Annotated in this window: 27 protein-coding genes; 20 read left to right on the top strand and 7 right to left on the bottom strand. The window is 33.2% G+C overall.

Annotation, left to right across the window (positions count from 1 at the left end; all coding sequences use genetic code 11):
- Window positions 1-8: 8 nt before the first annotated feature.
- The 8 genes from alaS to EKN01_RS05145 all read left to right on the top strand — a co-directional run bounded on the left by alaS (window position 9) and on the right by EKN01_RS05145 (window position 8,000).
- Window positions 9-2,648 carry an alanine--tRNA ligase gene (alaS, locus tag EKN01_RS05180; RefSeq protein WP_129045288.1) on the top strand — a complete coding sequence of 880 codons (2,640 nt, stop codon included), beginning with the start codon at window positions 9-11 and terminating at the stop codon, window positions 2,646-2,648.
- Between the two features lie 64 nt (window positions 2,649-2,712).
- Window positions 2,713-2,970 carry an IreB family regulatory phosphoprotein gene (locus tag EKN01_RS05175; protein WP_099975107.1) on the top strand — a complete coding sequence of 86 codons (258 nt, stop codon included), beginning with the start codon at window positions 2,713-2,715 and terminating at the stop codon, window positions 2,968-2,970.
- Window positions 2,971-3,405 (top strand): Holliday junction resolvase RuvX, encoded by a 435-nt coding sequence (gene ruvX, locus EKN01_RS05170; RefSeq protein WP_129045287.1) that lies wholly within the window; start codon window positions 2,971-2,973, stop codon window positions 3,403-3,405.
- Window positions 3,406-3,411: 6 nt separating this feature from the next.
- A complete protein-coding gene (locus tag EKN01_RS05165) occupies window positions 3,412-3,720 on the top strand; it encodes a DUF1292 domain-containing protein (protein ID WP_129045286.1) in 309 nt (102 codons plus the stop codon).
- Window positions 3,721-3,798: 78 nt separating this feature from the next.
- Complete coding sequence (locus EKN01_RS05160) at window positions 3,799-4,341, top strand: CvpA family protein (RefSeq protein WP_099975104.1); 543 nt, start codon at window positions 3,799-3,801, stop codon at window positions 4,339-4,341.
- A gap of 68 nt (window positions 4,342-4,409) precedes the next feature.
- Complete coding sequence (locus tag EKN01_RS05155; RefSeq protein WP_129045285.1) at window positions 4,410-6,758, top strand: endonuclease MutS2; 2,349 nt, start codon at window positions 4,410-4,412, stop codon at window positions 6,756-6,758.
- A 73-nt stretch (window positions 6,759-6,831) separates the two neighbouring features.
- Window positions 6,832-7,146 carry a thioredoxin gene (trxA, locus tag EKN01_RS05150; RefSeq protein WP_129045284.1) on the top strand — a complete coding sequence of 105 codons (315 nt, stop codon included), beginning with the start codon at window positions 6,832-6,834 and terminating at the stop codon, window positions 7,144-7,146.
- A 98-nt stretch (window positions 7,147-7,244) separates the two neighbouring features.
- Window positions 7,245-8,000, top strand: a complete 756-nt coding sequence (locus tag EKN01_RS05145; RefSeq protein ID WP_129045283.1) for a hypothetical protein — start codon at window positions 7,245-7,247, stop codon at window positions 7,998-8,000.
- 40 nt (window positions 8,001-8,040) lie between these two features.
- Here EKN01_RS05145 and EKN01_RS05140 read toward each other — a convergent pair whose 3' ends face one another.
- Window positions 8,041-8,472, bottom strand: a complete 432-nt coding sequence (locus tag EKN01_RS05140) for a DUF2507 domain-containing protein (protein ID WP_099975100.1) — start codon at window positions 8,470-8,472, stop codon at window positions 8,041-8,043.
- 71 nt (window positions 8,473-8,543) lie between these two features.
- Between EKN01_RS05140 and murI the strand changes: the two genes are divergently transcribed.
- From murI to EKN01_RS05120, 4 genes are read left to right on the top strand one after another with little or no spacing between them, the layout of a single operon-like run.
- Window positions 8,544-9,335, top strand: a complete 792-nt coding sequence (murI, locus tag EKN01_RS05135; protein ID WP_129045282.1) for a glutamate racemase — start codon at window positions 8,544-8,546, stop codon at window positions 9,333-9,335.
- Between the two features lie 13 nt (window positions 9,336-9,348).
- Window positions 9,349-9,948, top strand: coding sequence for an XTP/dITP diphosphatase (locus EKN01_RS05130; protein WP_129045281.1), 600 nt, complete (start codon window positions 9,349-9,351; stop codon window positions 9,946-9,948).
- A gap of 52 nt (window positions 9,949-10,000) precedes the next feature.
- The gene (locus EKN01_RS05125; protein ID WP_129045280.1) at window positions 10,001-10,408 is read left to right on the top strand and encodes a DUF948 domain-containing protein; all 408 of its coding nucleotides are present in this window, start codon (window positions 10,001-10,003) and stop codon (window positions 10,406-10,408) included.
- 2 nt (window positions 10,409-10,410) lie between these two features.
- Window positions 10,411-10,686, top strand: a complete 276-nt coding sequence (locus EKN01_RS05120; protein ID WP_129045279.1) for a hypothetical protein — start codon at window positions 10,411-10,413, stop codon at window positions 10,684-10,686.
- A 27-nt stretch (window positions 10,687-10,713) separates the two neighbouring features.
- On the opposite strand, the gene EKN01_RS05115 is transcribed toward EKN01_RS05120, so the two are convergent.
- Complete coding sequence (locus EKN01_RS05115) at window positions 10,714-11,814, bottom strand: M24 family metallopeptidase (protein ID WP_129045278.1); 1,101 nt, start codon at window positions 11,812-11,814, stop codon at window positions 10,714-10,716.
- 167 nt (window positions 11,815-11,981) lie between these two features.
- Here EKN01_RS05115 and ccpA point away from each other — a divergent pair, with 167 nt between their 5' ends.
- Window positions 11,982-12,983: a catabolite control protein A gene (gene ccpA, locus EKN01_RS05110; RefSeq protein WP_129045277.1), complete on the top strand. Its 1,002-nt coding sequence runs from the start codon at window positions 11,982-11,984 to the stop codon at window positions 12,981-12,983.
- 56 nt (window positions 12,984-13,039) lie between these two features.
- Here the strand turns inward: ccpA and EKN01_RS05105 are convergent, their stop codons facing one another.
- From EKN01_RS05105 to EKN01_RS05095, 3 genes are all read right to left on the bottom strand, one after another.
- Window positions 13,040-15,733, bottom strand: coding sequence for a transglycosylase domain-containing protein (locus EKN01_RS05105; RefSeq protein ID WP_129045276.1), 2,694 nt, complete (start codon window positions 15,731-15,733; stop codon window positions 13,040-13,042).
- Between the two features lie 110 nt (window positions 15,734-15,843).
- Window positions 15,844-17,244, bottom strand: a complete 1,401-nt coding sequence (pepV, locus tag EKN01_RS05100; RefSeq protein WP_129045275.1) for a dipeptidase PepV — start codon at window positions 17,242-17,244, stop codon at window positions 15,844-15,846.
- A 66-nt stretch (window positions 17,245-17,310) separates the two neighbouring features.
- Entirely contained in the window at window positions 17,311-18,744 is a 1,434-nt protein-coding gene (locus tag EKN01_RS05095) for a glycerophosphodiester phosphodiesterase (protein ID WP_129045274.1), read from the bottom strand.
- A gap of 62 nt (window positions 18,745-18,806) precedes the next feature.
- Between EKN01_RS05095 and EKN01_RS05090 the strand changes: the two genes are divergently transcribed.
- From EKN01_RS05090 to EKN01_RS05065, 6 genes are read left to right on the top strand one after another with little or no spacing between them, the layout of a single operon-like run.
- Entirely contained in the window at window positions 18,807-19,136 is a 330-nt protein-coding gene (locus EKN01_RS05090) for a hypothetical protein (RefSeq protein WP_129045273.1), read from the top strand.
- Entirely contained in the window at window positions 19,136-19,741 is a 606-nt protein-coding gene (locus tag EKN01_RS05085) for a metallophosphoesterase (RefSeq protein ID WP_129045272.1), read from the top strand. Before EKN01_RS05090 ends, EKN01_RS05085 begins: the two co-directional genes overlap by 1 nt.
- Window positions 19,742-19,744: 3 nt before the next feature.
- Window positions 19,745-21,121, top strand: a complete 1,377-nt coding sequence (locus EKN01_RS05080) for a bifunctional metallophosphatase/5'-nucleotidase (protein ID WP_129045271.1) — start codon at window positions 19,745-19,747, stop codon at window positions 21,119-21,121.
- A 2-nt stretch (window positions 21,122-21,123) separates the two neighbouring features.
- Entirely contained in the window at window positions 21,124-21,747 is a 624-nt protein-coding gene (locus EKN01_RS05075; protein ID WP_241685256.1) for a YutD family protein, read from the top strand.
- On the top strand, window positions 21,744-22,523 hold the full coding sequence (locus EKN01_RS05070; protein ID WP_129045270.1) for a TIGR01457 family HAD-type hydrolase: 780 nt from the start codon (window positions 21,744-21,746) through the stop codon (window positions 22,521-22,523). The genes EKN01_RS05075 and EKN01_RS05070 overlap by 4 nt, the downstream gene beginning before the upstream one ends.
- A complete protein-coding gene (locus EKN01_RS05065) occupies window positions 22,516-23,127 on the top strand; it encodes a TIGR01906 family membrane protein (RefSeq protein ID WP_129045269.1) in 612 nt (203 codons plus the stop codon). Before EKN01_RS05070 ends, EKN01_RS05065 begins: the two co-directional genes overlap by 8 nt.
- A 4-nt stretch (window positions 23,128-23,131) precedes the next feature.
- On the opposite strand, the gene EKN01_RS05060 is transcribed toward EKN01_RS05065, so the two are convergent.
- Window positions 23,132-23,779 carry a DedA family protein gene (locus tag EKN01_RS05060; protein WP_129045469.1) on the bottom strand — a complete coding sequence of 216 codons (648 nt, stop codon included), beginning with the start codon at window positions 23,777-23,779 and terminating at the stop codon, window positions 23,132-23,134.
- Window positions 23,780-23,863: 84 nt separating this feature from the next.
- Window positions 23,864-24,859 (bottom strand): NAD(P)/FAD-dependent oxidoreductase, encoded by a 996-nt coding sequence (locus EKN01_RS05055; protein WP_129045268.1) that lies wholly within the window; start codon window positions 24,857-24,859, stop codon window positions 23,864-23,866.
- Window positions 24,860-24,931: 72 nt separating this feature from the next.
- Here EKN01_RS05055 and EKN01_RS05050 point away from each other — a divergent pair, with 72 nt between their 5' ends.
- Window positions 24,932-25,315: a CvfD/Ygs/GSP13 family RNA-binding post-transcriptional regulator gene (locus EKN01_RS05050; RefSeq protein WP_129045267.1), complete on the top strand. Its 384-nt coding sequence runs from the start codon at window positions 24,932-24,934 to the stop codon at window positions 25,313-25,315.
- The last annotated feature ends 195 nt before the right edge of the window (window positions 25,316-25,510 follow it).

Below are 25,510 nucleotides of genomic sequence, written 5' to 3'. Positions count from 1 at the left end.
AATATATTATGAAAGAATTATCTAGTGCAGAAATAAGACAAATGTTCTTAGATTTTTTTAAATCAAAAAAACACAGTGTAGAACCCAGTGTATCTCTAATACCAAAAGATGATCCAACATTGTTGTGGATTAACTCAGGTGTTGCTACATTGAAGAAATATTTTGATGGAAGTGTTATTCCTGAAAATCCAAGAATTACAAATGCTCAAAAATGTATCAGAACAAATGATATTGAAAATGTCGGTCACACTGCTCGTCACCAAACTTTTTTCGAAATGCTTGGTAATTTTTCAGTAGGTGATTATTTTAAAGAAGATGCTATTCCTTGGGCATACGAATTTTTAACAAGTCCAGAATGGATTGATATGGATGAAGAAAAAATCTATGTCACAGTTTATCCTAAAGATAAGTTAGCTAAAGAAATATGGTTAAAAACAGGAGTAGCTGAAGATCATATCATCGAAGAAGAAGATAACTTCTGGGATATTGGTGAAGGCCCATGTGGACCTGATTCAGAAATTTTTTATGATCGAGGTCAAGAATTCAATAATGTTTCTGAAGATGATCCAGAAAACAGACCTGGTGGAGAAAATGAACGCTATCTAGAAGTCTGGAATATTGTTTTTTCTGAATTAAATCATTTACCAGATGGTAGCTATGTTGAACAACCACATAAAAATATTGATACGGGTATGGGACTAGAAAGACTAGTTTCTATCATACAAGGAACAAAAACTAATTTTGAAACAGATTTATTTATGCCATTAATTGAAAATGTTTCTAAAATTTCTGATAATCGTTCATACGGAAAAACTCCAGAAGATGATGTCTCATTTAAAATAATTGCTGATCATGCTCGTACAGTTTCGTTTGCTGTATCTGATGGAGCATTGCCTTCTAATGAAGGACGTGGATATGTTATTAGACGTCTTATTAGAAGAGCTGTATTAAACGGTAAAAAATTGGGCATAGATGGGGCTTTCTTGTATAAACTGGTTCCAATAGTTGGCGATATTATGAAGAGCTACTATCCTAACGTCAGTGAACAAAGTGAGTTCGTTGCTGAAACAATAAAAAATGAGGAAGATCGTTTTTCTGAAACATTGGATGCAGGTTTGACACTTCTAAATGATGTTATTGCTCAACTTAAGTCTTCAAATGATAGCACAATAGATGGTGCCACAGCTTTCAAACTATATGATACATATGGATTCCCACTAGAAATGACTGTAGAATATGCCAATGACGAAGGTTTGAAAGTAGATCAAGATGGATTCCAAGATCATATGGAACAACAAAAACAACGTGCTCGTTCAGCTAGAGGTAATATGCAATCAATGGGTATGCAAGATGAAACATTGATGGATATCGAAACTAAGAGTGAGTTTGTTGGATATACAGAAAATGAAACAAATTCTGTATTGAAGGATATCGTTGTATCAGATTCTTTAGTTGATTCAGTTTCAGAAGGACAAGCACAATTAATATTTGATAAAACTCCATTCTATGCAGAAATGGGTGGACAAGTTGCCGATAAAGGATTTATTTATGATTCAAAGGATAACAAAGTAGCGGAAGTCGTCGATGTTCAACACGCACCTAATGGTCAAAATATCCATTTGGTAAATGTACTTGCTGATCTATCAAAAGACCAAAATTATTTGTTGAAGATTGATGTAGATTTCCGTGAGGGAGTCCGTCATAATCACACCGCCACACATTTGTTGGATCAAGCTTTGAGGGATGTTGTTAATGAGAATACTCATCAAGCTGGATCATTGGTTGAAGAAGGATATTTACGTTTTGACTTTAACAGTAATAAGGGTCTGTCATCTGAAGAACTTTCTAACTTGGAAAAAATTGTTAATGAAAAGATATGGCAAGCTATTCCTGTTGTAACTGAAGAATTACCAATTGAAGAAGCTCAAAAGAAGGGCGCTATTGCAATGTTTGGAGACAAATATGGTGATATAGTTCGTGTTGTTGAAGTTGATGATTACTCAATGGAATTCTGTGGTGGTACTCATGTTTCAAATACTTCTGAAATTGGATTATTCAAAATAATTTCTGAATCAGCCGTTGGTTCTGGTGTTCGTAGAATTGAAGCAGTTACTGGTAAGGAAGCATTTGAATATTTGAATAATAATTTAAGCTTACTTCAAGAAACAGCTGATAACATGAAAGTAAATCAAGTAAAAGATTTACCAAAACAAGCAAGTCAAATAGTTAATGATGTGAAAACATTAAAACGCGAGAATCAAAAATTAAAAGATCAAATTACAAGTCAAAAATCTGGTCAAGTGTTCGAGAATGTTGATATAATTAACGACCTTAGAGTAATAGCAACTATCGTTCCTGGTTCTGATATGGGTTCTCTACGTAAGTTAGCAGATAATTGGAAGAACAATAATAGTTCTGATGTATTGGTACTTGGAACAGGTGCTGACGATAAGGCAAGTCTTGTTGTTGCAGTAAACGATGAAGCACAGTCTAAAGGAATCAAGGCTGGAGATTTAATAAAACAAATTTCTGGAGAAATTAAAGGGGGCGGCGGCGGTCGCCCAGATATGGCTCAAGCAGGTGGAAAAGATCCCGCTGGACTACAAAAAGCTATCCAAATGTCGAAAGAAATTATTAAATCTAACTAATTTAAGTTATAATGTATCTATTAGTTTAGCTTATTTTTAGTTTGTGCCCAATGGAGGTGTCGATATGAGTTCACTAGATAAAACTATGAGCTTCGATTTTAATAATAATAAAGGCAAAGATGTCAAAGAAACTTTGCAAAGTGTATACCAATCTCTAGAGGAAAAAGGTTATAATCCTATTAACCAAATAGTAGGTTATCTTCTTTCTGGAGATCCGGCTTATATTCCTCGTTACAATGATGCGAGAAATCTTATACTAAAACATGAAAGAGATGAGATAGTTGAAGAAATTGTTAAAGACTATCTTAATAAGAATGTTTAGATGAGATTATTAGGACTGGATGTTGGGTCAAGAACAGTAGGTGTTTCAGTGAGTGATTTACTAGGCTGGACTGCCCAAGGTGTAGAAATAATCCGTATCAATGAAGATAAAGATGACTTTGGCTTAGATAGACTAGGTGAGATCATCAAAGAAAAACAAGCTACAGGTGTCGTCATTGGCCTACCTAAAAATATGAATAATACCGAAGGACCTCGTGTGGAAAAATCACGCGAATATGGTCAGATGGTTGAAGACAAATTTAATTTACCAGTTGATTACATTGATGAACGCTTAACAACTGTTCAAGCTGAAAGAATGCTGATTGATGAGGGTAATGTTTCTAGAAATAAGCGAAAACAAGTCATAGATAAAGTAGCGTCTGAGATGATTCTACAAAACTATTTAGACGCAAAAGGAAAGCTCACGAAGGAGTAATTTTTAATGGCAGATAACAACATACAACCACCTCATGGTGATTTAGATGAAGTATTATTAAGTGACGATCAAGGAAATGAAGAAACATTTAAAATTCTTTTTACATTTGATTCAGACGACTATGGTAAATCATATGTCTTCTTATATCCTAAGGCGGATGAAGATTCAGATGAAATTGAAATACAGGCTTTTTCATTCCAACCAGATGCAAATGGTGATATAGATGCAGGAGAACTAAACCCAGTTGAAGATGATGAAGAATGGGAAATGGTTCAAGAAGTATTAAATACATTTATATCAGATGACGAAGAGTAGTTTTATTCAAAAATCATGAATCATATCAGATTCATGGTTTGTTTTATATAAAAAACACTCACGTAATAAGGGGAAGAAATGCTAAGTCTATTAATTATCTTGGTACTCATATATGGATTTTATATTGGTGCAAGACGAGGCTTAATGATGCAATTGTTCTATACAGCCGGTTATGCAGTATTTTTTGTTATAGCAGCACTTTCATTTAAATCATTAGGTCCAAAATTTGAAATGTTAATACCATATCCATCAGCCACTCTAGATAGTAAGTTTGCGTTTTTCTCAAACTCATTAGGAATTAAACTAGATAGTGTATTTTATAGTGCATTTGGATTTGTCTTTGTATGTTTTGTTGGTTGGGTTGTTATGAGAATAGCTGGCCTATACTTTAAACGATTAACATATTTTCCAATGACAAATGACGTAAATGTTCTGAGTGGTGGAATCTTAGGACTTATTGTAAATTATATTGGAATATTTCTTATCTTACTTTTAATGGCTCTTATTCCAGTAGCTGGTTTGCAAGATGCTATGAAACATTCATTTTTAGCATCGTCAATAATTACTAGTACACCGATATTAACTCATAACATTACTAATTTATGGTTGAGTGTACTTTAAGAATAAAAGACTAAGGCATAATAATGCCTTAGTCTTTATTAATTTGAATTTAAAAAGAGGAAATACTAATGAACAAAAAGGCTTTAAATATTTTAGAGTTTGGAAAAATCAGAGAAGAGATTTCTAGATATCTAATTACAGCAAGAGGCCAAAGTCTGTTAAAAAAATTAATGCCAATGTCAAAAGAATCAATTGTTCAAACATTAATTGATCAGACAAAAGATGGATTAGAAATTGCTAGACTAAAAGGAGAAATACCACTTAGAAAATTAAACGATTTGAGTGACCAAGCCAATCGTTTGAAAAAAGATGGTAACCTAAATGGAACTGAACTAGCAGAGATTGGTAAAGTGCTTCAAACAACACATGATTTAAAAGAATTTTTTGAAGATTTACAAGTTGATCAAGTCGAGTTGAAAGTTCTTTATCAAATGAATGACGAACTTATAGATAATCCAGATTTGACCAAAAAATTACATGATTCTCTCGATGAAACTGGGCGAGTATTAGATTCTGCTTCAGAAGAATTGAAATACTTACGTGATCAAATAGGAAAGCTAAATGATCAAATACGAGAATCTATGGAGAAATATACACGTGGTAATAACACCAAGTATCTAACTGAAGCTATCGTTACCATGAGGGATAATCGATTTGTTGTGCCTGTTAAAGTGGAGTATAGGTCTAAATTTGGTGGGGTAGTCCATGATCAAAGTGCTAGTGGGCAAACGTTATATATTGAACCATCAGCGGTTGTAGATTTAAATAATAAATTACATGATGCTCAAACGTCTGAAAGATTAGAAGAAATCAGAATTCTTAATAATCTATCTGACATGGTAAGACCTGACATTGATCGTATTTTAGAGAACAATGATATTTTAGCTCAACTAGATTTGATTAATGCTAAAGCACGCTATGCAAGACAAATTAAGGCAACAGAGCCAATTATTTCTGAAAAGCATGTAGTTAATCTAAAGCAAGCAAAACATCCCTTAATCGACCCTGATAAGGTCGTAGCGAACGACATAGTATTAGGCGATGATTATAAAACAATGTTAATCACTGGACCTAACACTGGTGGTAAAACTATTACCATGAAAACTTTAGGCTTAATTCAAATGATGGCACAGGCTGGTATATTTATTCCAGCTCATGAAGAAAGTGAAATTGCTATATTTGATGAGGTTTTTGTGGATATTGGTGATGAACAATCTATTGAACAAAACTTGAGTACATTCTCATCTCATATGGATAATATTATCAATATTATGGACAAAGCCACTGAAGACAGTCTGGTTTTAATCGATGAATTAGGAGCCGGAACTGATCCTCAAGAAGGTGCGGCTATTGCCATTTCTATTTTGGAGAAACTATCTGAAAAAGATTGTCTAATTGTAGCAACAACTCACTATCCTGAATTGAAAATTTTTGCTTATAATACTACAGATACAATCAATTCTAGTATGGAATTTGATGAACAATCACTACGACCAACCTATCGATTGTTGATAGGAATTCCAGGATCAAGTAATGCCTTCAATATAACTTCTCGTTTGGGCATGCAGGATTCGGTTGTTCAACGAGCTAAGTCATTAATGAGTGGAGAGAGCCAAGATCTCAACAAGATGATTACTGATCTTGAAAATAGTCGAAAAGAGTTTGAAGATAAAACTGTCAAACTTGATGAACAGTTATCTCAAAATAAGAAAATAGAAGATGAATACGAAGATAAGTTAACTAAGTTAGATAACTCTAAAGAAAGTGAATTACAAGCTGCTAAAATTAGAGCTAATCAGCTTGTTGCTAATGCTAAAAAGGAATCTGAAAAAATAATTTCAGAATTACATCGTTTGCAACGAGAAGGCGCAACTGTCAAAGAAGACAAAATTATAAGTGCCAGAACTGGTTTGAATAATCTTCACGAAGAAGAGCTATCTAAGAATCGTGTTCTAAAGAGAAGTAAAAAACGTCAGGAAATTAAAGTTGGCGATTCAGTCAGATCACTAACATATGGTCAAATTGGAATAGTTACACAGATTGATAAAAATCAAAAATATGAAGTTCAACTTGGTATTTTGAAAATGCAATTCAATCGTGATGATCTTGAAAAAGTTGATACAGAGCCAGAAGTAGAAGAAAAGAAAACCTTTGTGAAACGTACAAAGAGTGCCACGGTTTCTAATAAACTAGACCTACGTGGTAAGAGATATGAAGAGGCTATGACTGAGTTAGATCAATTTATTGATTCTGCTTTGTTATCAAATTATAATCAAGTAACAATCATCCATGGATTTGGTACCGGAGCTATTCGCAATGGTGTGAAGGAATATTTACAAAGTAATCCTAGAGTAAAATCATTTGAATATGCTCCAGCCAGTTCAGGTGGTTCAGGCGCTACAATAGTTAATTTATAAAATGAGCTAAAACGTTTGTATATAAAAATAAAAGTGGTAATATCATTCTATCGATAGAAAAGGAGATCTTATTATGGTTGATGAACTAACAGATAAGACTTTTAAAGAAGAAACAGCAGAAGGTGTTGTATTAACTGACTTTTGGGCAACTTGGTGTGGTCCTTGTCGTATGCAATCACCTGTTATTGAAGAACTTGCTGACGAAAATGATGCAGTTAAGTTTACAAAAATGGATGTTGATGAAAATCCAAATACTCCAGAAGAATTCGGAATAATGGCAATCCCAACATTAGTTATCAAAAAAGATGGCGAAGTAGTGGAGAAATTGACAGGCTTCCATAGTAAAGGTCAACTAGAAAAAATTCTTGATGGATATTTAGCAAAATAAAAAATAACCTCTAAAGTTTAATTACTTTAGAGGTTATTTTTTTTGTATAAGTAGGTATATTATTAACGGTAATAATAATTGGTAATGGGGTGATAATTATGTTGGTTTATACTTCATATGATGGGGATTTAATTACAAAAATAGATAATTTTATAGCATTTGCGCTATACCATGGTTACACACCTTTAAATCCCACAAAATTATTAGGATACTATATTTCTACTGTAGCACATGGAAACTCTAAAAAATCTGCTTTAGAAGATTGTATTTCTGTGGAACAATTGGCAGATGAATTTTGGTTATTTGTTGATTCAGATGAAATACAAGAATTACCTGAAGGGGTAATCATGGAACTAATATTTTGGGTTCACAATAACAATGGACCAGTTAGAATTATCAAAACTTCAGATGTTGACGATGTTTTATTAAAAAATATTTCTTCAGTGGATATAGATAAATTTCAAGTAAATCCTACAGAATATTTTTCTAGTTTCAATCAGCAGAAAGTACTTGAAATAGCTAATAAAGAAATTAAAATCAATGATTTACGAGAGACGGTATTTATTGATTTGAAGAATAAATATTCTAAATATATTGATTGGATTAAGCTATATGCATTTTCAAAAAAGTTAGTTCCTATAGATGTTAGTTCTGCTATCAGTGAATTAATGATAAATACATATTCAAAAAGAGCAGAAATTGGAATAGAAGATGAAATAAAGACAAAAGTATCAAACGTTGTAAAGATTACAGAATATGAATCTGGTGAAAATCTTTGGAGTTTAAAAGAAGCAGGAGTTCCTAAATTTTCTGATAATAGTTGGGCAATAACTGACTCGGAAAGAACAAAATAAAAAAGACCAGCATATGCTGGTCTTCTATACTCTATGCACGTTATGCACGTTCAACGTGAATTTTAATTGATACAGATTTATCATTTTTATTAATTGAGTATGTTCCCATACAATAGGCGCTGATTGTTCGCTCGATAGTTTCTGAGATAAGTCCAGCTTCTAGGGAATACTCCAAGTGTTTAACGTCAGAGTGGTCAAATCGTTCAGCTACTTCGGTACCTTGGAGCTTGTATTGGAAGTTACTTGTAGTTTGCTTCATGATTCTCAAGTCTCCCAATCCAGCTTCTTTGAATAGGGTAGGAAGACCTTCAATCTTGGAATCTAGTGTTCTGGCAAGATTCTTACCTGCCCAATACAGTATTTCAATGGTATCATTGTCCAACAAATCAGGTATTACGTTATCACGCAATATAGATATAGCAAATGCGGGGTTAACTGTTACTTCAGTATTTTGAACTTCATTTTCTGACATTTTAAGCTCCTTTTTTCAACAATTTATTATATCATTAAGAATAGAGATATTTAAGGATAAAAGAGGCAATTATGAAAAAAAATCAACCTATCGGATTATTAGATTCTGGTTTGGGTGGACTCACTGTGGTTCGAGAACTCAAAGAAAAATTACCCAATGAAAATATTGTTTTTATTGGGGATGAATTAAACATGCCTTACGGAACGAAAACTGCACAAGAAATAATAGATTATTGTCGTACATCAGTAGAATTTTTGATAAAGAATGATTCTAAGATTATTGTATTTGCTTGTAATACTGCGACTGCATTGGCAATGCCTATTCTTCAAGAAGAATATGATATTCCAATGATAGGAGTAATTGAATCTGGTGCACAAACTGCTGTAGCTGCAACTAAGAACAACAATGTTGCAGTTATAGCCACTGAGGGAACAATCAAAAATGAAAGTTATACTAAGGCAATTTCAAAAATAAAAAATGATGTCGAAGTTAATGGTGTAGCGGCACAGTCATTTGTTAAAATTGTTGAAGATGATTTATCAGAATCACCATTAGCTCAAACGATGATTCATGATGTTTTACAAAATGTCATTGATTCTAAAAGTGATACATTGGTATTAGGATGTACTCATTTTCCTATGTTGAAACCAATAATTGCCGATATTTTGGGTAAAGATATTGTTCTTGTTGATCCAGGAGTTGAGACTGTGAACAAGATCAAAGCATTTTTGAAAGAAAATGATATGCTAAATGATGGACTGAACAGAACAATTGAATTGAATACTACTGCTAATTTTGAGAATTTTTCCAAGCTAGCATTGAAATGGTTAAACAATGATATTGATGAAATTAATCTAGTATAAATGGAGAAGAATGATGCCAGAAATAATTGTTGCTACCAAGAATCCTAATAAGGCAAAAGAGTTTCAAAAAATATTTGAGGATACTCAATACGAAGTAAAAACGTTATTTGATTTTCCAGATGCACCTAATATTATCGAAAATGGCACAACTTTTGAGGAAAATGCAAAATTAAAAGCACATACAATTTCTGAAAAATATAATGTTCCAGTGATTGCAGATGATTCAGGATTATGTGTTGATGCTTTACATGGCAAGCCTGGTGTTTATTCTGCTCGTTTCGCTGGAGATCACAATGATGCGGCTAATAACGCAAAGCTATTATCAGAATTAGGTGGAGTTGCTCTTCAAGATAGAACAGCAACTTTCATGACTACGCTAGTTTTTACTGATCCTGAAAAGAGTGATGATTTAGTTGTTACTGGTGAACTAAAGGGATTAATTGCAATATTCCCTAATGGTGACAATGGTTTTGGATATGATCCACTTTTCTACGTACCTGAACTAGAGAAAACATTGGCACAATTGTCTATGGATGAGAAAAATGAAATTTCACATCGTGGTAGGGCAATCAGTGAACTAGAGAAAAGTTGGCAGGATTGGCTTAATAAATAAAAATATTGCTGTATAATATTCATTAAATATAAAAATCTCAGGAGGATTCATTATGACAGTTGGACAAATTGCAGGATTAATAGCTGCTATCGCTTTTGTAGTATTAGTTATTTTTTTAGGAATGGCACTAATACAAACGGTAAAAGTTCTTCAAGAACTTCAAAAAACAGTTGCTGAATCAACAGAACTTTTGAAAGTTTCTACAGATAAAGCAGAAAAAATAATGGAAGAATCATCAGAACTTGTGTCAAAGACAAACGAGTTGATGGATGACGTTAACTACAAAGCAAGTAAATTGAACCCATTATTTGATACAGTTGAAAACATAGGAACAAAAACAGCAAATGCTACTTCAAATAATCCAGAAGAGAGCAATGCATTTGGTATTTCTAACATGCTAAAGATGGCAAAAATAGCTACAAGTACTGCTAAAATCTTTTCTCGTAGAGGTAGAAAATAATCATGAAGATGAAATTTACTTTAGGACTTGTTGTTGGTAGTGCAGTTGGATATGTAGCATCAAAATATCTTACAAGTGAAGATGGCCAAAAAGTTATAGAAAACATCAAAGAAATCCGTGCTGATTTTAATAATGGTGGCGTAGGTTTGGCTAATCGTGATGAACTTGTTAGTTCATTCAATGAACGTACAGGTGCTTTAAAAGATTACATGAAATCTTCAGTTAGTGATTTGGATACATCAGATATAGTTTTCAATGAAGACGATATTAAAAAATAAAAAAACCTCTCATATTGAGAGGTTTTTTTACTTGATATATTTAAGTTCTTTACTTGTATGTGTGAATGGCTTGCATCCATCTTCAGTGATGTAAACACAATCTTCAATACGTACTCCAGCTTCATTAGGTATATAAATACCTGGTTCAATTGAGAAGCACATACCTGGTTTAAGTACCATATCATTTCCTTCCATGATAGAAGGGAATTCATGTTCAGAAGTACCCATACCATGACCTAGACGATGGATAAAGTACTCACCATATCCAGCCTTAGTTATAATATCACGAGCTACAGCATCTAATTCAGCAGCTGTTATGCCAGGTTTAGCAGCTTCCATAGCTGCCAGTTGTGCCTCAAGTGTAACATTGTATATATCGATAGCTTTTTCATTTGGTTTGCCAAAAGCAACAGTACGTGAGGCATCACTGATGTATCCATTATGAACAGTACCTAAATCGAATAGAATTAGTTCATCACGAGTAATTGGATTTTTTTCTGGTCCACCGTGAGGATTTGCAGCATTTGCTCCAGCTTGAACAATAGTGTCAAAACTCATTTCCATGACACCTTTTTTCATCATACCGTATTCTATTTCTGCAACGATGTCTTGTTCTGTACGACCTTCTTTAATTGCATTGAAAGCAATCTCAAAAGCTTCATCAGCTTCATTACCAGCAGCAATCAATTCAGATATTTCTTCATCAGTTTTGATTAATTTTGCGTTTTCCATATATCTAGAAATATTTCCAGGGAACTCTGCATCTGGAAATTGTGAGCGAATGGCTTCAAATCTATCAACTGAAAGACTATCTTTTTCAATACCCCAGATTTTAATATCAGTATTACGATCAATGATATGTTGTCTTATTAGTTTAAATGGATTTTCATGATCGAGATAGCCATAAACGTCATTTTCCCAACCAACTTTTTTAACGGAATCTACTTCTAGAGCAGGTGCGAAAATAAAAGGATCTTTATCTTTAAACACGATAAGTGCCAAAATTCTTTCAATAGGATCACTATAAAATCCAGTGAAGTAATTTATGTCTGAAGGATCAGAGATATATGCCAGATCATAATTATTTTCGGCCAGATAATTTTGTAATTCTAATAATTGTTTTTTCAAGATATGTACTCCTTTGTTTTTTCTTTAGTATAGCACTGAAAACTGTTTTCTTTATGAAAAAAGTATGAAAACATGTTTAATCAAATAAGGAAACGCTTGCAAAGTATCCTGTAATTTGATACCTTTAATGTTAGTAAAATGTAATATTTGTGAAAAGAGTGGTTCATATGGATAAAAAAGTAATTACTATATATGATGTGGCTGAAGAAGCCAATGTTTCTATGGCAACCATTTCAAGAGTTGTTAACGGAAATGCTAATGTAAAAGAAGAAACTAGAAAAAAAGTAATGGAAGTTATTGATCGATTAAATTATCGACCAAATGCTGTTGCTCGTGGTCTAGCAAGTAAAAAGAGTACAACTATTGGTGTAATTATTCCTAATATCACTGATTTATATTATGCTTCTCTGGCTAAGGGTGTTGATGATGTTGCTTCTATGTACAAGTACAACATCATTTTGACTAGTTTAGAAGAATCAGTAGGGGATGAGGAACAGATCATCAATAACCTATTGTCTAAACAAGTGGATGGCTTAATCTACATGGGTAAGCAAATTTCCAAGAAACTCAAACGAGTATTTATGCACTCAAAGACACCTCTAGTATTAGCAGGTTCTGTAGATAAGAACAATGAAACTGCTAGTGTACATATTGATTTTGTAGAAGCTGTAAATAATGTTGTTACTCAACTTATTCATAATTCACACAAAAAGATTGCCTTTGTAGGAGGTAATTTAGAAAATCCTATCGATGGCAAGTATCGACTAGATGGTTACAAGAAGGCACTTAAGAATGCTAATATTAATTTTTCATCTGATTTAGTTTTTGAAGCTGAAAATTCAGTGAGAGCAGGGGAAGCAATTTTTGATGTTATCAAAAATACAAATGCCACTGCAGTGTATGTTACAGATGATTTATTAGCTGCTGGTATTCTTAATTCTGCTGTTAGATCCGGAATTAGTATTCCTGAAGATTTTGAGATAATTTCAAGTAACGATACAATTCTTTGTGAAGTAACTAATCCTAAGATGAGTTCTATTGAAGAACCTCTATATGATATTGGTGCCGTTGCTATGAGACTTTTGACTAAGATGATGAATCAGGAACAGATTGACGAAAACGTTGTTAAACTTCCTTATAGCATCGTTAAAAGAGAATCTACACGTTAAATATTAATTAAACAAAAAAAGACCAAGCTAGAATTTTTCTAGCTTGGTCTTTTTTATTACTCAGCTCCAGTAGCACCACCAGGAGTGGTACCACCAGTTACACCACCAATATTTCCAGTAGATGTTCCACCACCGCCAGTTCCGGCACCAGAAGAACCACTTCCTGAACCAGCACCAGATGATCCTGTACCAGTTTCAGATGTTCCATTATTTGTTGTTGAATTAGTTCCGCTTGTTGTAGAAGAGTTTGTAGTAACTTCAGATGATCCGCTGTTGTCACTACTATTACTAAATCCAGTAGTTCTACCACTACCATTTTCTGCTAATACTTCAGCAGCTGATTTAGATGAATTTCCTTTAGTTGTAACTACGCCATATCCATTAGATTTTCCGAAATAGTTATCCCAGAATAGTTTGTAGTTGCTAGATTTAGCACCAATTGCAAAATTCTTGGATGACATGTCATCAGGACTACCTTTGTAATATAGCGAGGTAGTTGTATGTTGGTTAACGTGAGTATTGATACCATTGTATTCAATATAACCAGTCTTAGTACCAGTTTCTTTGTCAACTTTGTACTTCTTAACGCCGCTTGGTTTACTAAATGATGTATCTTCATCAACCACATTAGGATCAACTTTGTAGATAGCATTTGCCATCCTTGACCATAACTCTTGATTAATATCGGTTGAGTTGGATTCCAAATTGTAGTTGTTACCATAGAAGTTGTCATAACCTATCCATGAAGCCAAAGTCATACCGTTAGTACTTCCGATAAACCAGTTATCACGGTAGTCATTTGAGGTACCAGTTTTACCGAATAGATTATCTGTGTTGAAGTTTGTTTCATATGATAATGCAGAGGCTGTACCTTTTGTAACTACGCCATGTAACATATTTTGAATGATGTATGAGGTTTCCTTTGAGAAGACCTTAGTTTTCTTGGCAGCATCCTTATGCTTGTAAATAGATTTACCAGTTGGAGCTGTAATTTTTTTGATTACATATGGTTCAACGTGTTCACCTTTGTTAGCAAATGTAGAGAAGGCACTTGCTTGTTGAAGAACAGTCACACCGGTAGAAGTACCACCAAGAGTAATACCTAATTGATCATATTCTTTTTGAGAAAGATCAATTCCCATCTTAGACATATACTGTTTAGAAGAAATACCCTTGTCCTTCATATGTTTGTATAAGTTAACTGTAGGGATATTGTATGATTCCTCTAGAGTTTCACGTGCAGATACAAATCTATTTTGGATTGTATTACCGTAATCTGTAGGAGAATAATTTCCAAATTTGACCTTGAAATCGGATAATTGTGTTTGAGTACCTATTAGTCCGTTTTCAATTGCTGGAGCAAACGTGATAAGCGGTTTGATTGAAGATCCAGGTGATCTTTGTGTATCAAAAACGTGATTCAATTGAGAATCATCAAAGTCAACACCACCAACAAATCCTAATACTTGACCAGAGGCATTATCTAGCAAGACAGAACCATTTTGAACAGGCTCTTTCACATTGATAGTTTTTCCGGTATTTGAGTCGGTAGCAGTGTCACTATGAGTAGTACCAAGATTTGACTTAAATGAATCTACTTGAGTATTCATAGAATTGTAAATATCTTTGTTGATAGTACTATCAATCTTGTAGTTTTTACTATGTAGCTCAGTGTCAGCCTGTTCATAGTATTTTTGGTATAGGTTCTCATCCTTTTTCAATTCTGAATAAGGTATATTATCTTCTTTTGCCAAGTTTTTGATAAGTATAGTTCTAGCTTGACTTGTTAGAGAATTATATAGATAACCGTATTTGATTTCTTCAGTTGTTTGTTTTTGAGGTTTAAGGAAATCTTTTTTTAAATCAAAATTAGAAGCTTCGTTGTATTGTGATTTGGAAATTTGATTATTACGGTACATACGGTAAAGAACGACTTTCATACGTTTTTTACCAAGACTTAAATCATCTTTGAGCTTACCATCGTTATCGTATGGAGTATAAACAGATGGACTTTGAGGTAGACCTGCAATATATGCAGATTCGGCTAAATTAAGCTCACTAGGTGTTTTACCAAATAGTCCTTTGGCAGCAGCGTACACACCTTGAATGTTTTGTCCCTTATTGTTGCGACCTAAAGTAGCAGCATTCAAGTAATCTTCAAGAATTTCATCTTTTGTAAAATATTTGTCAACACGCATAGCTAGGAAAATTTCCACGGCTTTACGTTTCCAAGTTGTTTCAGATGATAACATCTGCATTTTTACAGTTTGTTGGGTAAGGGTAGATCCACCAGTTTGGGTACCAATACCAGCAACATCTGAGATTACAGCACGTACGACAGATTTTGGAAGCACACCATTGTGTTTGTAGAAGTCTTCATCTTCAGTAGCAACGATAGCTTTCTTAAGATATGGTGACATATCGTTCAATGAAGTTCTTTGACCGTAAAGATTTTTTTGAAGACTTTCAATTTTTTTGTTACCAGCAAAGTATAATGTAGCAGAATTATTAGTGTCTTGTAGTTCTGCTTTCATTTCTGTTTTGGTAGGTACATCAACTTGATTAGTCAATGCTGATACATAACCAAGTCCTAGACCAATTAGAAGACTTAGTATAATGAAAATACCAGCTATTGAATACAAGACTATTCGACGGATTACAGCAATAGTTAAGTTGGCACGTTCTGCTAAGTCAGACCAGCTATCAATACTATTGAAGAATTCCTTGATAGAGTTCCATAGATTTTTCAAGATTAATAAACCCCTTTAAAAAGTTACATGTCATAATTATATAATAAAATCGGGTTTATAACTTATAAAAACAAAAAGTTCTGTAGATTTATTCTACAGAACTTTTTATATTATTTTATTAGACGGTAAATTGCATCTGCATAAATTGCTGCAGCTTTTAATAATTTATCGATTTCGATGTATTCATTAGCTTGGTGCATAACATTTTCATCACCAGGGAACATAGCTCCAAAAGCAATACCTTTTTTTAGGATACGTCCATATGTTCCACCACCAATTGTGTATGGATTATTTTCCACATCACCAGTATGTTCACGATATGCTTGAACAAGATTTTGAACTAATGGATCATTTGCATCAACGAAATGAGGCATTTCATTGTATCCATATAGTTTAACTGAGCCACTTTCAGGAAGTGTTGCAGCTATTTTACTTGAAAGTGTTTTATCATCGTCACCCTTAGGATAACGTATGTTGATCACAATTGATCCTTCTTTTGCGTCAAATTTCAAAATACTTGCTGAAACTGTAAGTTCTCCCATGACTTCATCAGAAGCTTCTATTCCAATTCCCTTACCAGCAAAATCCATGTGAAGTTGCTTTTCAATGAAATTGAAGTAAACTTTTTCTTCATCTGCAAGTTCAAGTGAGTTTAGGAATACTGCTAAGTATGTAGCTGCATTGATACCATTGAATGGTGCCATTGCGTGTGAAGCTTTACCAATTAATTCAATGTGGGCAACATCACCTTCAGATTCGATAGTACCTTTAAGTGAAGGATTTGAATTTAAAAATTCTTCAAATTTAGATGAAAGTTCATCATTTTGAACTTTATTTAAATCAATATCAGCGGTAGCTGATTGAGGAACCATATTAGGTCTTAGACCACTATCAAAAGATTTTACAGTTCCTTTATCTGAACCGGCAAAATTAATTTCAAATGAGACAATACCTTTTTCACCATTGATAGCAGGAAATTCTGCATCTGGAGAAAAACCAACTTCTGGCATTTCTTCAAGTTCCATATATCTATTGATACCAACCCAGTCACTTTCTTCGTCAGTACCGATAATAAAGTGAATTTTCTTTGATACAGGTAATTTAAGTTCTTTGATAATTTTTAGACCATAGTAGGCAGCAAGACCTGGTCCTTTATCGTCACTAGCACCACGTGCATATAGTTTGCCGTCTTTTATTGTTGGCTTAAAGGGATTAGTATCCCAACCTGGTCCTTCAGGTACAACGTCGACGTGTGATAGAATTCCGATTACTTCAGAACCTTCACCAAATTCGATTCTTCCGGCAACATTTTCAATATTTTTTGTAGTAAAACCATCACGTTCAGCCATTCCTAAGAAAGTCTTTAGTGCCTTGGCAGGTCCTGGTCCTAGTGGGTAATCACTAGTTTTGTGTTCAACATCTCGTTGACTATTGATGCTTACTAATTCTGAGACATCATTAATCAGTTCATCTGAACGAAGTGATACCTCTTTTTCCCAATCAATTGACATATTGAATCCTCCATAAGTAGTTAATAATGAGATATTTTATCAAATATACATTCTGATAGCTAATAATTAAATATCATTTATCGAATTATCTAAACCAGAATTATCGAAAAGAACGCTGTAAAGATTTGGCACGTTTTTTATTATTTTTGTGCTTTTAACTGATTTTTTATGTTCAGTATATAAGAAAGAATTCATTTGTAGCAGGTCGATATTGGTCAATTTTTGACTCTCATCAGTTGTATTGTATCTGTCCAAAGTACTGTTACCATTTAACTTCTGACTATTCAATTGCACGAGAACATCATCAGAATTTACCCAACCTTGGTCAATTTTTAACCATATAGAGGTACCTATTCTTTGAACGCCAACGACCTGTTCAGGTGAGTTCCAATTTAGATAATTAATCAATGAATCTCTATCACCTGGTTTTTTAAAGACAAGGTTGTCATAGTTTTGACCACGATAAACTATGTTAGCTCCATAGTATTGAAGTAATTGTGGAGTTGTATCTGCGGTATTAAAGCCTGTTGATTCAACAAACTGATTAGTACCGATTTGGAAATAATTTTTATCTCCAAATTTGACGGATTTCGTTACGTGGTAACCGTAGAGTGGTTCTACTTTTGTTTTGCGTTTTATAAATTTATAGGGATTCTCGTATATAGTTTTATTGGTTGAGCCAATATAGAAATAATCTTTATCTAGCGTTTGATTTTTGGACAAATCTTTCAAATCACGATAACTGGCACCAGTTTCAGGATAGTTAGTAACAACTCCATCTATGGGTTTATTAATTAATGTGTTCCATTTTTTTGCGTTCTCATTCATCTCATCCCAAACATACACTGATTTACCTGCACCATGGAGTTCATCAACGATATCTTCAGTGACAATTTTAGAAGATAGATTAACTCCGGTTACATATTGCAAGATTTCGAAATTAATCTTTTTCAAAGTTTTGGCAATATAGATTCGAGGAATATCAGGCATTATCTCAGATTCTTTTTTCAAACTCTTGGTATAAAAAGAATGAAACATTACTCTGTCTTGCATATGGTACTTATCGATAGATACTTTTAAATTATCTTCCATATCAGTGGGTACGTTATTTTTTAACTTTTTTGTTTCAATTAAGAATTTAGCATTGGGATTATCTTGATAGTGTTCAAAAACTTCATCCAAGCTATGGACGGGTTCTCCGTTTTGTTGAGTTAACTTTTGGATATTTGCAAAGGTCTGTTCATTAACATTAATGTTAGATCCAGTGATTCTTTCTAGGTTGATATCATGAGATACAACTAGAACACCATCACTTGATTCATGGACGTCTAACTCTACATAATCAGCGCCCTCATTAAAAGCTGTATCAAAACTTTGAAAAGTTTCTTCAGGTGCTTTTATTGGATCACCACGATGACCAACAACTGTAAATCCACTTGTCAGTATGAAAATAAAAAATGTTAAAATTACTACAGGTAGCTTCTTTTTATTAAAGTACATAATATACCCCGCTAAATACTTAATATATAATAATGATAATGGAATCTAAATTGAGGTGCAAAATGGATAATCAAGTTTTAGATATGATAGAACAAATTACTTTGGACGATGGAACAAAGTATTATGAAATTGCAAATATTCTAATGAATGGACGAGCAGAGAAAGCAGTGGAACTGGGATTAATCAAAGAGGTTAAAATCTTGAAATTAAACATCCCACATTCTTCTGCAGTTTCTGTCTATGAAGAATATATTAACAGTAATTATACAATACCTGATTGGGAAATGTCAGAATGGGTAGTCTATGATAAGCCAGAAGGCAAGATAAAGGACGCATTTGACAGCATTTTAAAAGCAAATAAAATTATTGAAAAGAATGAAGATGATAAATAATGAACTACTTTATTTCAGATACACATTTTTACCATGATAGTTTATTAGGTCAAAATGATTTTGCACCCAGACTTTTTGATAGTGTCGAAGAGATGAATGAAAAACTAATCAAATCTTGGAATGAACGTGTAACTGACCATGATACTGTTTATCATTTGGGGGATGTTGCTATGCGACCAAAGCATTACCCAACTGAAAAAGAAACATTTGATATGTTAGAACGTTTAAATGGTCATATTATTTTGATTAAGGGAAATCATGATTATCGTAGCTTGTTAAAATACTTAATGAAAAATAATAGAGTATTAGAAGATGGTGGCTTAAAATATCAGACCGAAGATGTCGGATCCTTATTAAAGTTTGATCATCATCAATTTTATTGCACTCATTATCCAATGTTGTTGGGACAAGTTGATCAGATTCTCAATTTGCACGGTCATATACATCATTATTCAGTAGGTATCGCTGAAAATATCAATGTTGGAGTAGATTCTCCAGAACTGCAGTATTTGGAAAATCCTGTTGAGTTTGGAACACCATTACGTGGCGAGGAAATATTGGTAATATATGATAAGAAAAAGCAAGATTTAATGAAGAGGAGTTAGATTATGGAGAAAATTCAAATTGTACATACAAATGATTTACATTCTCACTATGAAAACTTTCCTCGTATTAAAAGATACATAAATGATAGTAGGAAAGAATCTAAAGCAGATGATTTTTTATTATTCGATATTGGTGATTCTATGGATCGTGCGCATCCACTTACTGAAGCAACCAACGGGCACAGCAATATAGAGTGGATGAATCAATTTAATTATGATGCTGTTACAATTGGAAATAATGAAGGTCTAGGAAATAGTCACGAAGAATTATCTCATTTATATGATGACGCTAATTTCCCAGTTCTAGTTGGAAATTTGTTTGATGAGAGAACACATAAATTAGCAAAATTTTCAAAACCATACAAAATTATCGAAACTACTAAGGGTACAAGAATAGGTGTTATAGGACTAACAGCACCATATATATTGACCTATCCATTGATAGATTGGGATATTAGAATGATTCGTGACACTTTAAATCTTATTCTAGATGATCTAGCAGGTAAGACGGATGTTATTATTTTGTTGTCACATCTGGGAATTTCTATGGATCGATCTTTAGCAAAAGAATATGATCAATTAGATCTAATCTTGGGTTCACATACGCATCATTTGTTTGAAAAAGGTGAATTAGATGAAGGAACATTATTATGTGCAGCTGGTAAATATGGTCAAAACATTGGCAATGCTGATTTAGTGATTGATGATAATCATCAAATAGTTAGCAAGAAAGCTTGGACAGTTAAAACTTCCGAACTAAGTGTAAAAAAAGATGATGATAAGTGGGTAAAAGATCAGTTTGAAAAAGGAGAGCAACTTTTAGATTTGAAAAAGGTTGCTAAATTGCCTAAGAATCTGAGCACAGATGTAAATAGCAAAAACAGAATTATTGATATTGCGCTTGATGCTTTACAAGAAAATACTGGTGCTGAAGTCGCAGTTTTAAGTACAGGATTATTCTTAGAAGATTTACCGAAAGGTATTATTTCTGAAAAAAATCTTCATGACTGCATGCCACATGCTATCCACGCTATGAAAACAGTTCTTAGTGGTCGTGATGTTTGGCGTTTAGTTATGGAAATGGAAAAAAATCGTCCAATTTTAAGAAATCACCATCAAAGAGGTATGGGTTTTCGTGGTATTATATTTGGCGAGCTTGTCTATAAAGGAATTACTGTTGATGAAAAAAGAAATGTATATATCAACGGTAAGGCACTTGAAGAAAATAAAATGTATACTTTAGGATTATTGGATCACTATTTATTCATTCCTTATTTTCCAACTATAGAAATTGTTGGCGATAATGAAATTATGTATCCTAATTTTATACGAACTGTAATTGGAAATTATTTAAAAGTTAAATATCCTATTGAGGTGTAAAGTTGCAAGAAGTTGAAGAAAAAAAAGTTAATCAAGCTGAGGTAACGATGCTTGAAGAAAATTTGATATCAATAAATGGTGTTAAATACAGAATTGTTGAAAACTATGAAAATGGCTTTAATCAGGAATCTTTGGCATTAAGATATAATACCGTTCTTGATAAGTATGATTATATTGTTGGAGACTGGGGTTATGATCAGTTAAGATTCAAAGGTTTTTTTGATAACGATAGAGCAGAAAGTACTATGGATAATCGCTTAGCATATCTAACTGATTATCTGGTTGAGTATTGTAATTTTGGTTGTGCCTATTTTGTTTTGGAAAAAGTAGATAAACCGAAGGTAAAGAAGAAAACTAGTTCCAATAAGAAGCAACATACCACTAAAAATGGCAATAAACCCAACGTAAGAAAAAAGAATACTTCTAATAAAAAGAATGACAGTAAGAAACAGAATATATCTAAAAATAATAATTCTAATTCTGCCAAAAAGAATAGTACTCGAAAACCTAAAAATAATAAGCCAAAAAAAGCAACTAATGATGTCAAAAATAAGCAAACAGCCAAATCACCAAAAGTTGCTAAAAAGCCAAGTTTTAAAATTAGAAAAGTAGGAAACGATAAATGAAAAAGTACCAAACATATTTAATTGACTTAGACGGAACTATGTATCGTGGAAAAGAAAAAATCCCTGAAGCTAAAATATTTATAGATAAAATCCGTGATGCAGGTCTAGATTATTACTTTGTCACTAACAACACTACTAAGACACCACAACAAGTGGCAGATAATCTGACCGTAAACCATGACATACCAGCAGATGTAGAACATATTGTGACACCTTCAATGGCTACGGCTGGCTACATAGAAAATATGTTTGAAGATTCGCTATCAAATCATAGTGCTTATGTTATTGGTGAATTCGGATTGAAGAATGCAATTTATTCTACAGGTATAAAAATGAATGAAGTTGATCCAGATGTAGTCGTAGTTGGTTTGGATTATGATGTAACTTATCATAAATTCGAGTTGGCAACATTGGCAATTAAAAGAGGTGCATTTTTCATAGGAACAAATGCCGATACAAATTTGCCAAATGAACGTGGATTAGTTCCTGGTGCTGGTTCAGTGATATCACTTGTAGAAACATCCACTCAACAAAAAGCAAAGTATATTGGTAAACCTGAAAAGGACATTATTGAATATACTGTTTCTGAAAAGGGAATAGATCCTGAAAATGCAATTATGGTTGGAGATAACTATAATACGGATATCAAATGTGGTATCAATGCGGGTATTGATTCATTATTAGTTTACTCAGGTGTAAGCACACATGATGATATTGCCAAAGAAAATATTAAACCTACTTACGAAGTAGAAAGTTTGGATGAATGGGATGTCTAGTACTCAAAAAGATACTGTCTACACAATAGCTAGCATTTTGTTTTTATTCACACTCTCTATTACTTTAGCAATAGTTGTTAGTTTTGCTTTTTTTAGATATGACATTGGTGCATATTATCTGTCTGATGAAGTACATCTGACATCACAGCAATTGATGCACAATTATAATCAGATGTTGAATTATCTAGTTAATCCATTCGCTCATAATTTTAAATTGGATAACTTTCCATCATCAGCCTCAGGTATCAGACACTTTTCCGATTGTAAAAATTTATTTATGTTAAATTTTATAGTTATGATTTTTACAGGAATATATTATTTTGTGCAACGAAAAGTTAGAGCGGTATTTCCTAAAGTGTATCTATATACAGCAGGTGTATTTATAATTTTGGCTATTTTAATGACAGTCAATTTTGACGGATTTTTTGTGATATTCCATGAGATTTTGTTTAGAAATAGTGATTGGTTGTTTGATCCTAATTTAGATCCAATTATAAATGTCTTACCAGAAGAATTTTTCACGCAGTGCTTTGTATTCTTCTTTGTATTATTTGAAGGATTATTATTGTATAAATATTGGCAAACAAAAAGAGCTAGAACATAATGTTCTAGCTCTTTTCTGTATCTTTTTTGCGACCTCTTAAACTGGCTATAATGACAGGTATCAGAGAAACAATAACAATTCCAAGTATGATAAGTGTGAAATGCTCTTGCACTGCAGGTATATTACCAAACCAGTGTCCGGCTAAAGCACAAACACCGACCCAACTGAATGCACCTATAACGTTGTATGTTAGGAAGTGACGATAGCTCATGGTACCACTTCCGGCTACGAATGGGACGAAAGTTCTAATTATAGGAATGAAGCGTCCAAAGGCGATTGTCTTTCCACCATGTTTTTCAAAGAATTCATGGGCTTCATCAAGATTCTCTTTCTTAATGAGCTTTTTCAGGTGTTTCTGCTCAGTAGCAAACTGTCCAAGATGTTCTCCAATTTCGTAGTTAAGAGAATCGCCCAAGACTGCTGCTAAGAAAAATATGAAGAATAGTAGTAACGGATGCAGATTGTATGCTGGATTAGCAGCCAATGCAGCAGAAGCAAAGATCAATGAATCTCCAGGTAGGAACGGCATGATAACCAGTCCTGTTTCAACAAAGACAATTAAGAACAATATTAAGTATGTCCAATCGCCAAAGTTATTCACGATATTAACCATATGTGAGTCAATATGTAGAATAAAATTAATAAGACCCATAACGTAACTCAAATAATCAACTCCATTCGATATTATGAAACTTAATTATACCAACAAATCTTAAAAATAGATTAAAAAATAAAATTAATTTTCAAAAAGTGACGTGCTGTGTTCGAAGAAATCCCTTTCGGGATAGATGTTTCTGATAGCTTTTGTCACAGCAATAGGGCCTTCAGCAAAAGCAGTTGCAATTAATTGTAATTTACTAGAGTAAGTGACGATATCTCCAATTGCAAAGACATTTGGCAAATTAGTTTCCATATGTTCGTTTACTTTAATGAAAGGTCCTTCCAAGTCGATATTCCATTCTTTTAAAATTTTTGAATCTGAGACAAATCCGTAATTTACTAAAAGTTTATCAACGGTAATAGTGTCAATGTCATCGGATTTTAGTTTTTTCATAATTATATCCATTTTGTCCACATTAGGTTTAACGTCTTTAATAATATATGGATTAAGCTGTTCTACTGATGAAGAATTCAAGTGATCAACACTATTTTCCATCGCACGATACTTGTTTCTTCTATGAATAAGAAAAGTTCTGTTTGAAACTTTATTTAGATCCACAGCCCAATCGACAGCAGAATCACCACCACCTGCTATGGCAATGTCTTGGTTTCTGAAATCTTCTATATCATTTACAAAATATCGAATGTTATTTGTTTCTAATTCATGATCGTAATCAAAAGTAAGTTTTCGAGGTTCAAATGCTCCATTACCAAGAGCAATGATAATTGATTTGGCAATAATAGTTTTGTTGTTGTCATTATCAGTAGTTAGCTCCCATTTATCATCGTCTACTTGATTGATGTTCGAAACAGATGTTCCTAAAAATTTGTCGCATCCAATGAAATTAATTTGTTCAATTAGTTGCTCAGTTAACTCTGAACCAGTTATACTAGGTATAGCTGCAATATCATAAATCTTCTTTTGAGAATATAGAGTGTTTGGTTGTCCCCCTAGATTTGGGAGAGTTTCAATAAGTGCCACATCTAGTTTACGTAATCTTGCATAATAAGCTGCAAAAATACCAGCAGGGCCACCACCGATAATTGCAATATCATATATTTTATCTGTCATAGTACATTTGCTCCTAAATAATTAGTAATTATATTGTGGCACAAATATAACAAAAATAGAAAGGAATTACATATGAAGATAGGTGATAGATTCAAAGGAGAAATCACAGGTGTTCAAGATTATGGTGTATTTGTAAGAATGCCAGATGGTAAACAAGGGTTAATTCATATATCCGAATTAACCCAAGGTTATGTGAATAACTTGTCAGCTTACTATAAAGTTGGGGAAGAATTAGATGTTGTAGTCTTGGATGTAGATGAATATAACAATCAGGTTAGTCTCTCTTCCAGAGCGCTAATGTATGTTGAAAAGAATGGAAAACCACTAAGATTTAAACATTTTTGGACAAATTATAAGAAACACATTGGATTTAAGACAATTGAACAGTCTAAAAAAGACTGGATAAACAGCACTATGTCAACGATTGAAGCGAAAAACGAAAAAAAAGTAAAATAAAGTGTAAAAAGGGGTTGCAAGGAATAGCAGTAATTGATAAGATAATATTTGTTGTTTCGTAAGAGCAACTGCGGCAACGGGTTGAGAGAGATTTATCGATTGAAACCGGATAAAAATATTTTAAAAAACTAGTTGACATGAGTTAGCTAAGTTGATAAGATATTCTAGTCGCTTGTTAAGAAGCGAAAGCGATTA

The organism is Companilactobacillus metriopterae, assembly GCF_004117915.1.
Lineage (GTDB): Bacteria > Bacillota > Bacilli > Lactobacillales > Lactobacillaceae > Companilactobacillus > Companilactobacillus metriopterae.
This window is presented reverse-complemented; position numbering and strand designations above follow the sequence as displayed.

Excerpts from the sequence above, each read along its gene's own strand:
- alaS (WP_129045288.1), top strand. The coding sequence starts at position 9 with ATGAAAGAATTATCTAGTGCAGAAATAAGACAAATGTTCTTAGATTTT.
- EKN01_RS05175 (WP_099975107.1), top strand. The coding sequence starts at position 2,713 with ATGAGTTCACTAGATAAAACTATGAGCTTCGATTTTAATAATAATAAA.
- ruvX (WP_129045287.1), top strand. The coding sequence starts at position 2,971 with ATGAGATTATTAGGACTGGATGTTGGGTCAAGAACAGTAGGTGTTTCA.
- EKN01_RS05165 (WP_129045286.1), top strand. The coding sequence starts at position 3,412 with ATGGCAGATAACAACATACAACCACCTCATGGTGATTTAGATGAAGTA.
- EKN01_RS05160 (WP_099975104.1), top strand. The coding sequence starts at position 3,799 with ATGCTAAGTCTATTAATTATCTTGGTACTCATATATGGATTTTATATT.
- EKN01_RS05155 (WP_129045285.1), top strand. The coding sequence starts at position 4,410 with ATGAACAAAAAGGCTTTAAATATTTTAGAGTTTGGAAAAATCAGAGAA.
- trxA (WP_129045284.1), top strand. The coding sequence starts at position 6,832 with ATGGTTGATGAACTAACAGATAAGACTTTTAAAGAAGAAACAGCAGAA.
- EKN01_RS05145 (WP_129045283.1), top strand. The coding sequence starts at position 7,245 with ATGTTGGTTTATACTTCATATGATGGGGATTTAATTACAAAAATAGAT.
- EKN01_RS05140 (WP_099975100.1), bottom strand. The coding sequence starts at position 8,472 with ATGTCAGAAAATGAAGTTCAAAATACTGAAGTAACAGTTAACCCCGCA.
- murI (WP_129045282.1), top strand. The coding sequence starts at position 8,544 with ATGAAAAAAAATCAACCTATCGGATTATTAGATTCTGGTTTGGGTGGA.
- EKN01_RS05130 (WP_129045281.1), top strand. The coding sequence starts at position 9,349 with ATGCCAGAAATAATTGTTGCTACCAAGAATCCTAATAAGGCAAAAGAG.
- EKN01_RS05125 (WP_129045280.1), top strand. The coding sequence starts at position 10,001 with ATGACAGTTGGACAAATTGCAGGATTAATAGCTGCTATCGCTTTTGTA.
- EKN01_RS05120 (WP_129045279.1), top strand. The coding sequence starts at position 10,411 with ATGAAGATGAAATTTACTTTAGGACTTGTTGTTGGTAGTGCAGTTGGA.
- ccpA (WP_129045277.1), top strand. The coding sequence starts at position 11,982 with ATGGATAAAAAAGTAATTACTATATATGATGTGGCTGAAGAAGCCAAT.
- pepV (WP_129045275.1), bottom strand. The coding sequence starts at position 17,244 with ATGTCAATTGATTGGGAAAAAGAGGTATCACTTCGTTCAGATGAACTG.
- EKN01_RS05095 (WP_129045274.1), bottom strand. The coding sequence starts at position 18,744 with ATGTACTTTAATAAAAAGAAGCTACCTGTAGTAATTTTAACATTTTTT.
- EKN01_RS05090 (WP_129045273.1), top strand. The coding sequence starts at position 18,807 with ATGGATAATCAAGTTTTAGATATGATAGAACAAATTACTTTGGACGAT.
- EKN01_RS05085 (WP_129045272.1), top strand. The coding sequence starts at position 19,136 with ATGAACTACTTTATTTCAGATACACATTTTTACCATGATAGTTTATTA.
- EKN01_RS05080 (WP_129045271.1), top strand. The coding sequence starts at position 19,745 with ATGGAGAAAATTCAAATTGTACATACAAATGATTTACATTCTCACTAT.
- EKN01_RS05070 (WP_129045270.1), top strand. The coding sequence starts at position 21,744 with ATGAAAAAGTACCAAACATATTTAATTGACTTAGACGGAACTATGTAT.
- EKN01_RS05065 (WP_129045269.1), top strand. The coding sequence starts at position 22,516 with ATGTCTAGTACTCAAAAAGATACTGTCTACACAATAGCTAGCATTTTG.
- EKN01_RS05060 (WP_129045469.1), bottom strand. The coding sequence starts at position 23,779 with ATGGGTCTTATTAATTTTATTCTACATATTGACTCACATATGGTTAAT.
- EKN01_RS05055 (WP_129045268.1), bottom strand. The coding sequence starts at position 24,859 with ATGACAGATAAAATATATGATATTGCAATTATCGGTGGTGGCCCTGCT.
- EKN01_RS05050 (WP_129045267.1), top strand. The coding sequence starts at position 24,932 with ATGAAGATAGGTGATAGATTCAAAGGAGAAATCACAGGTGTTCAAGAT.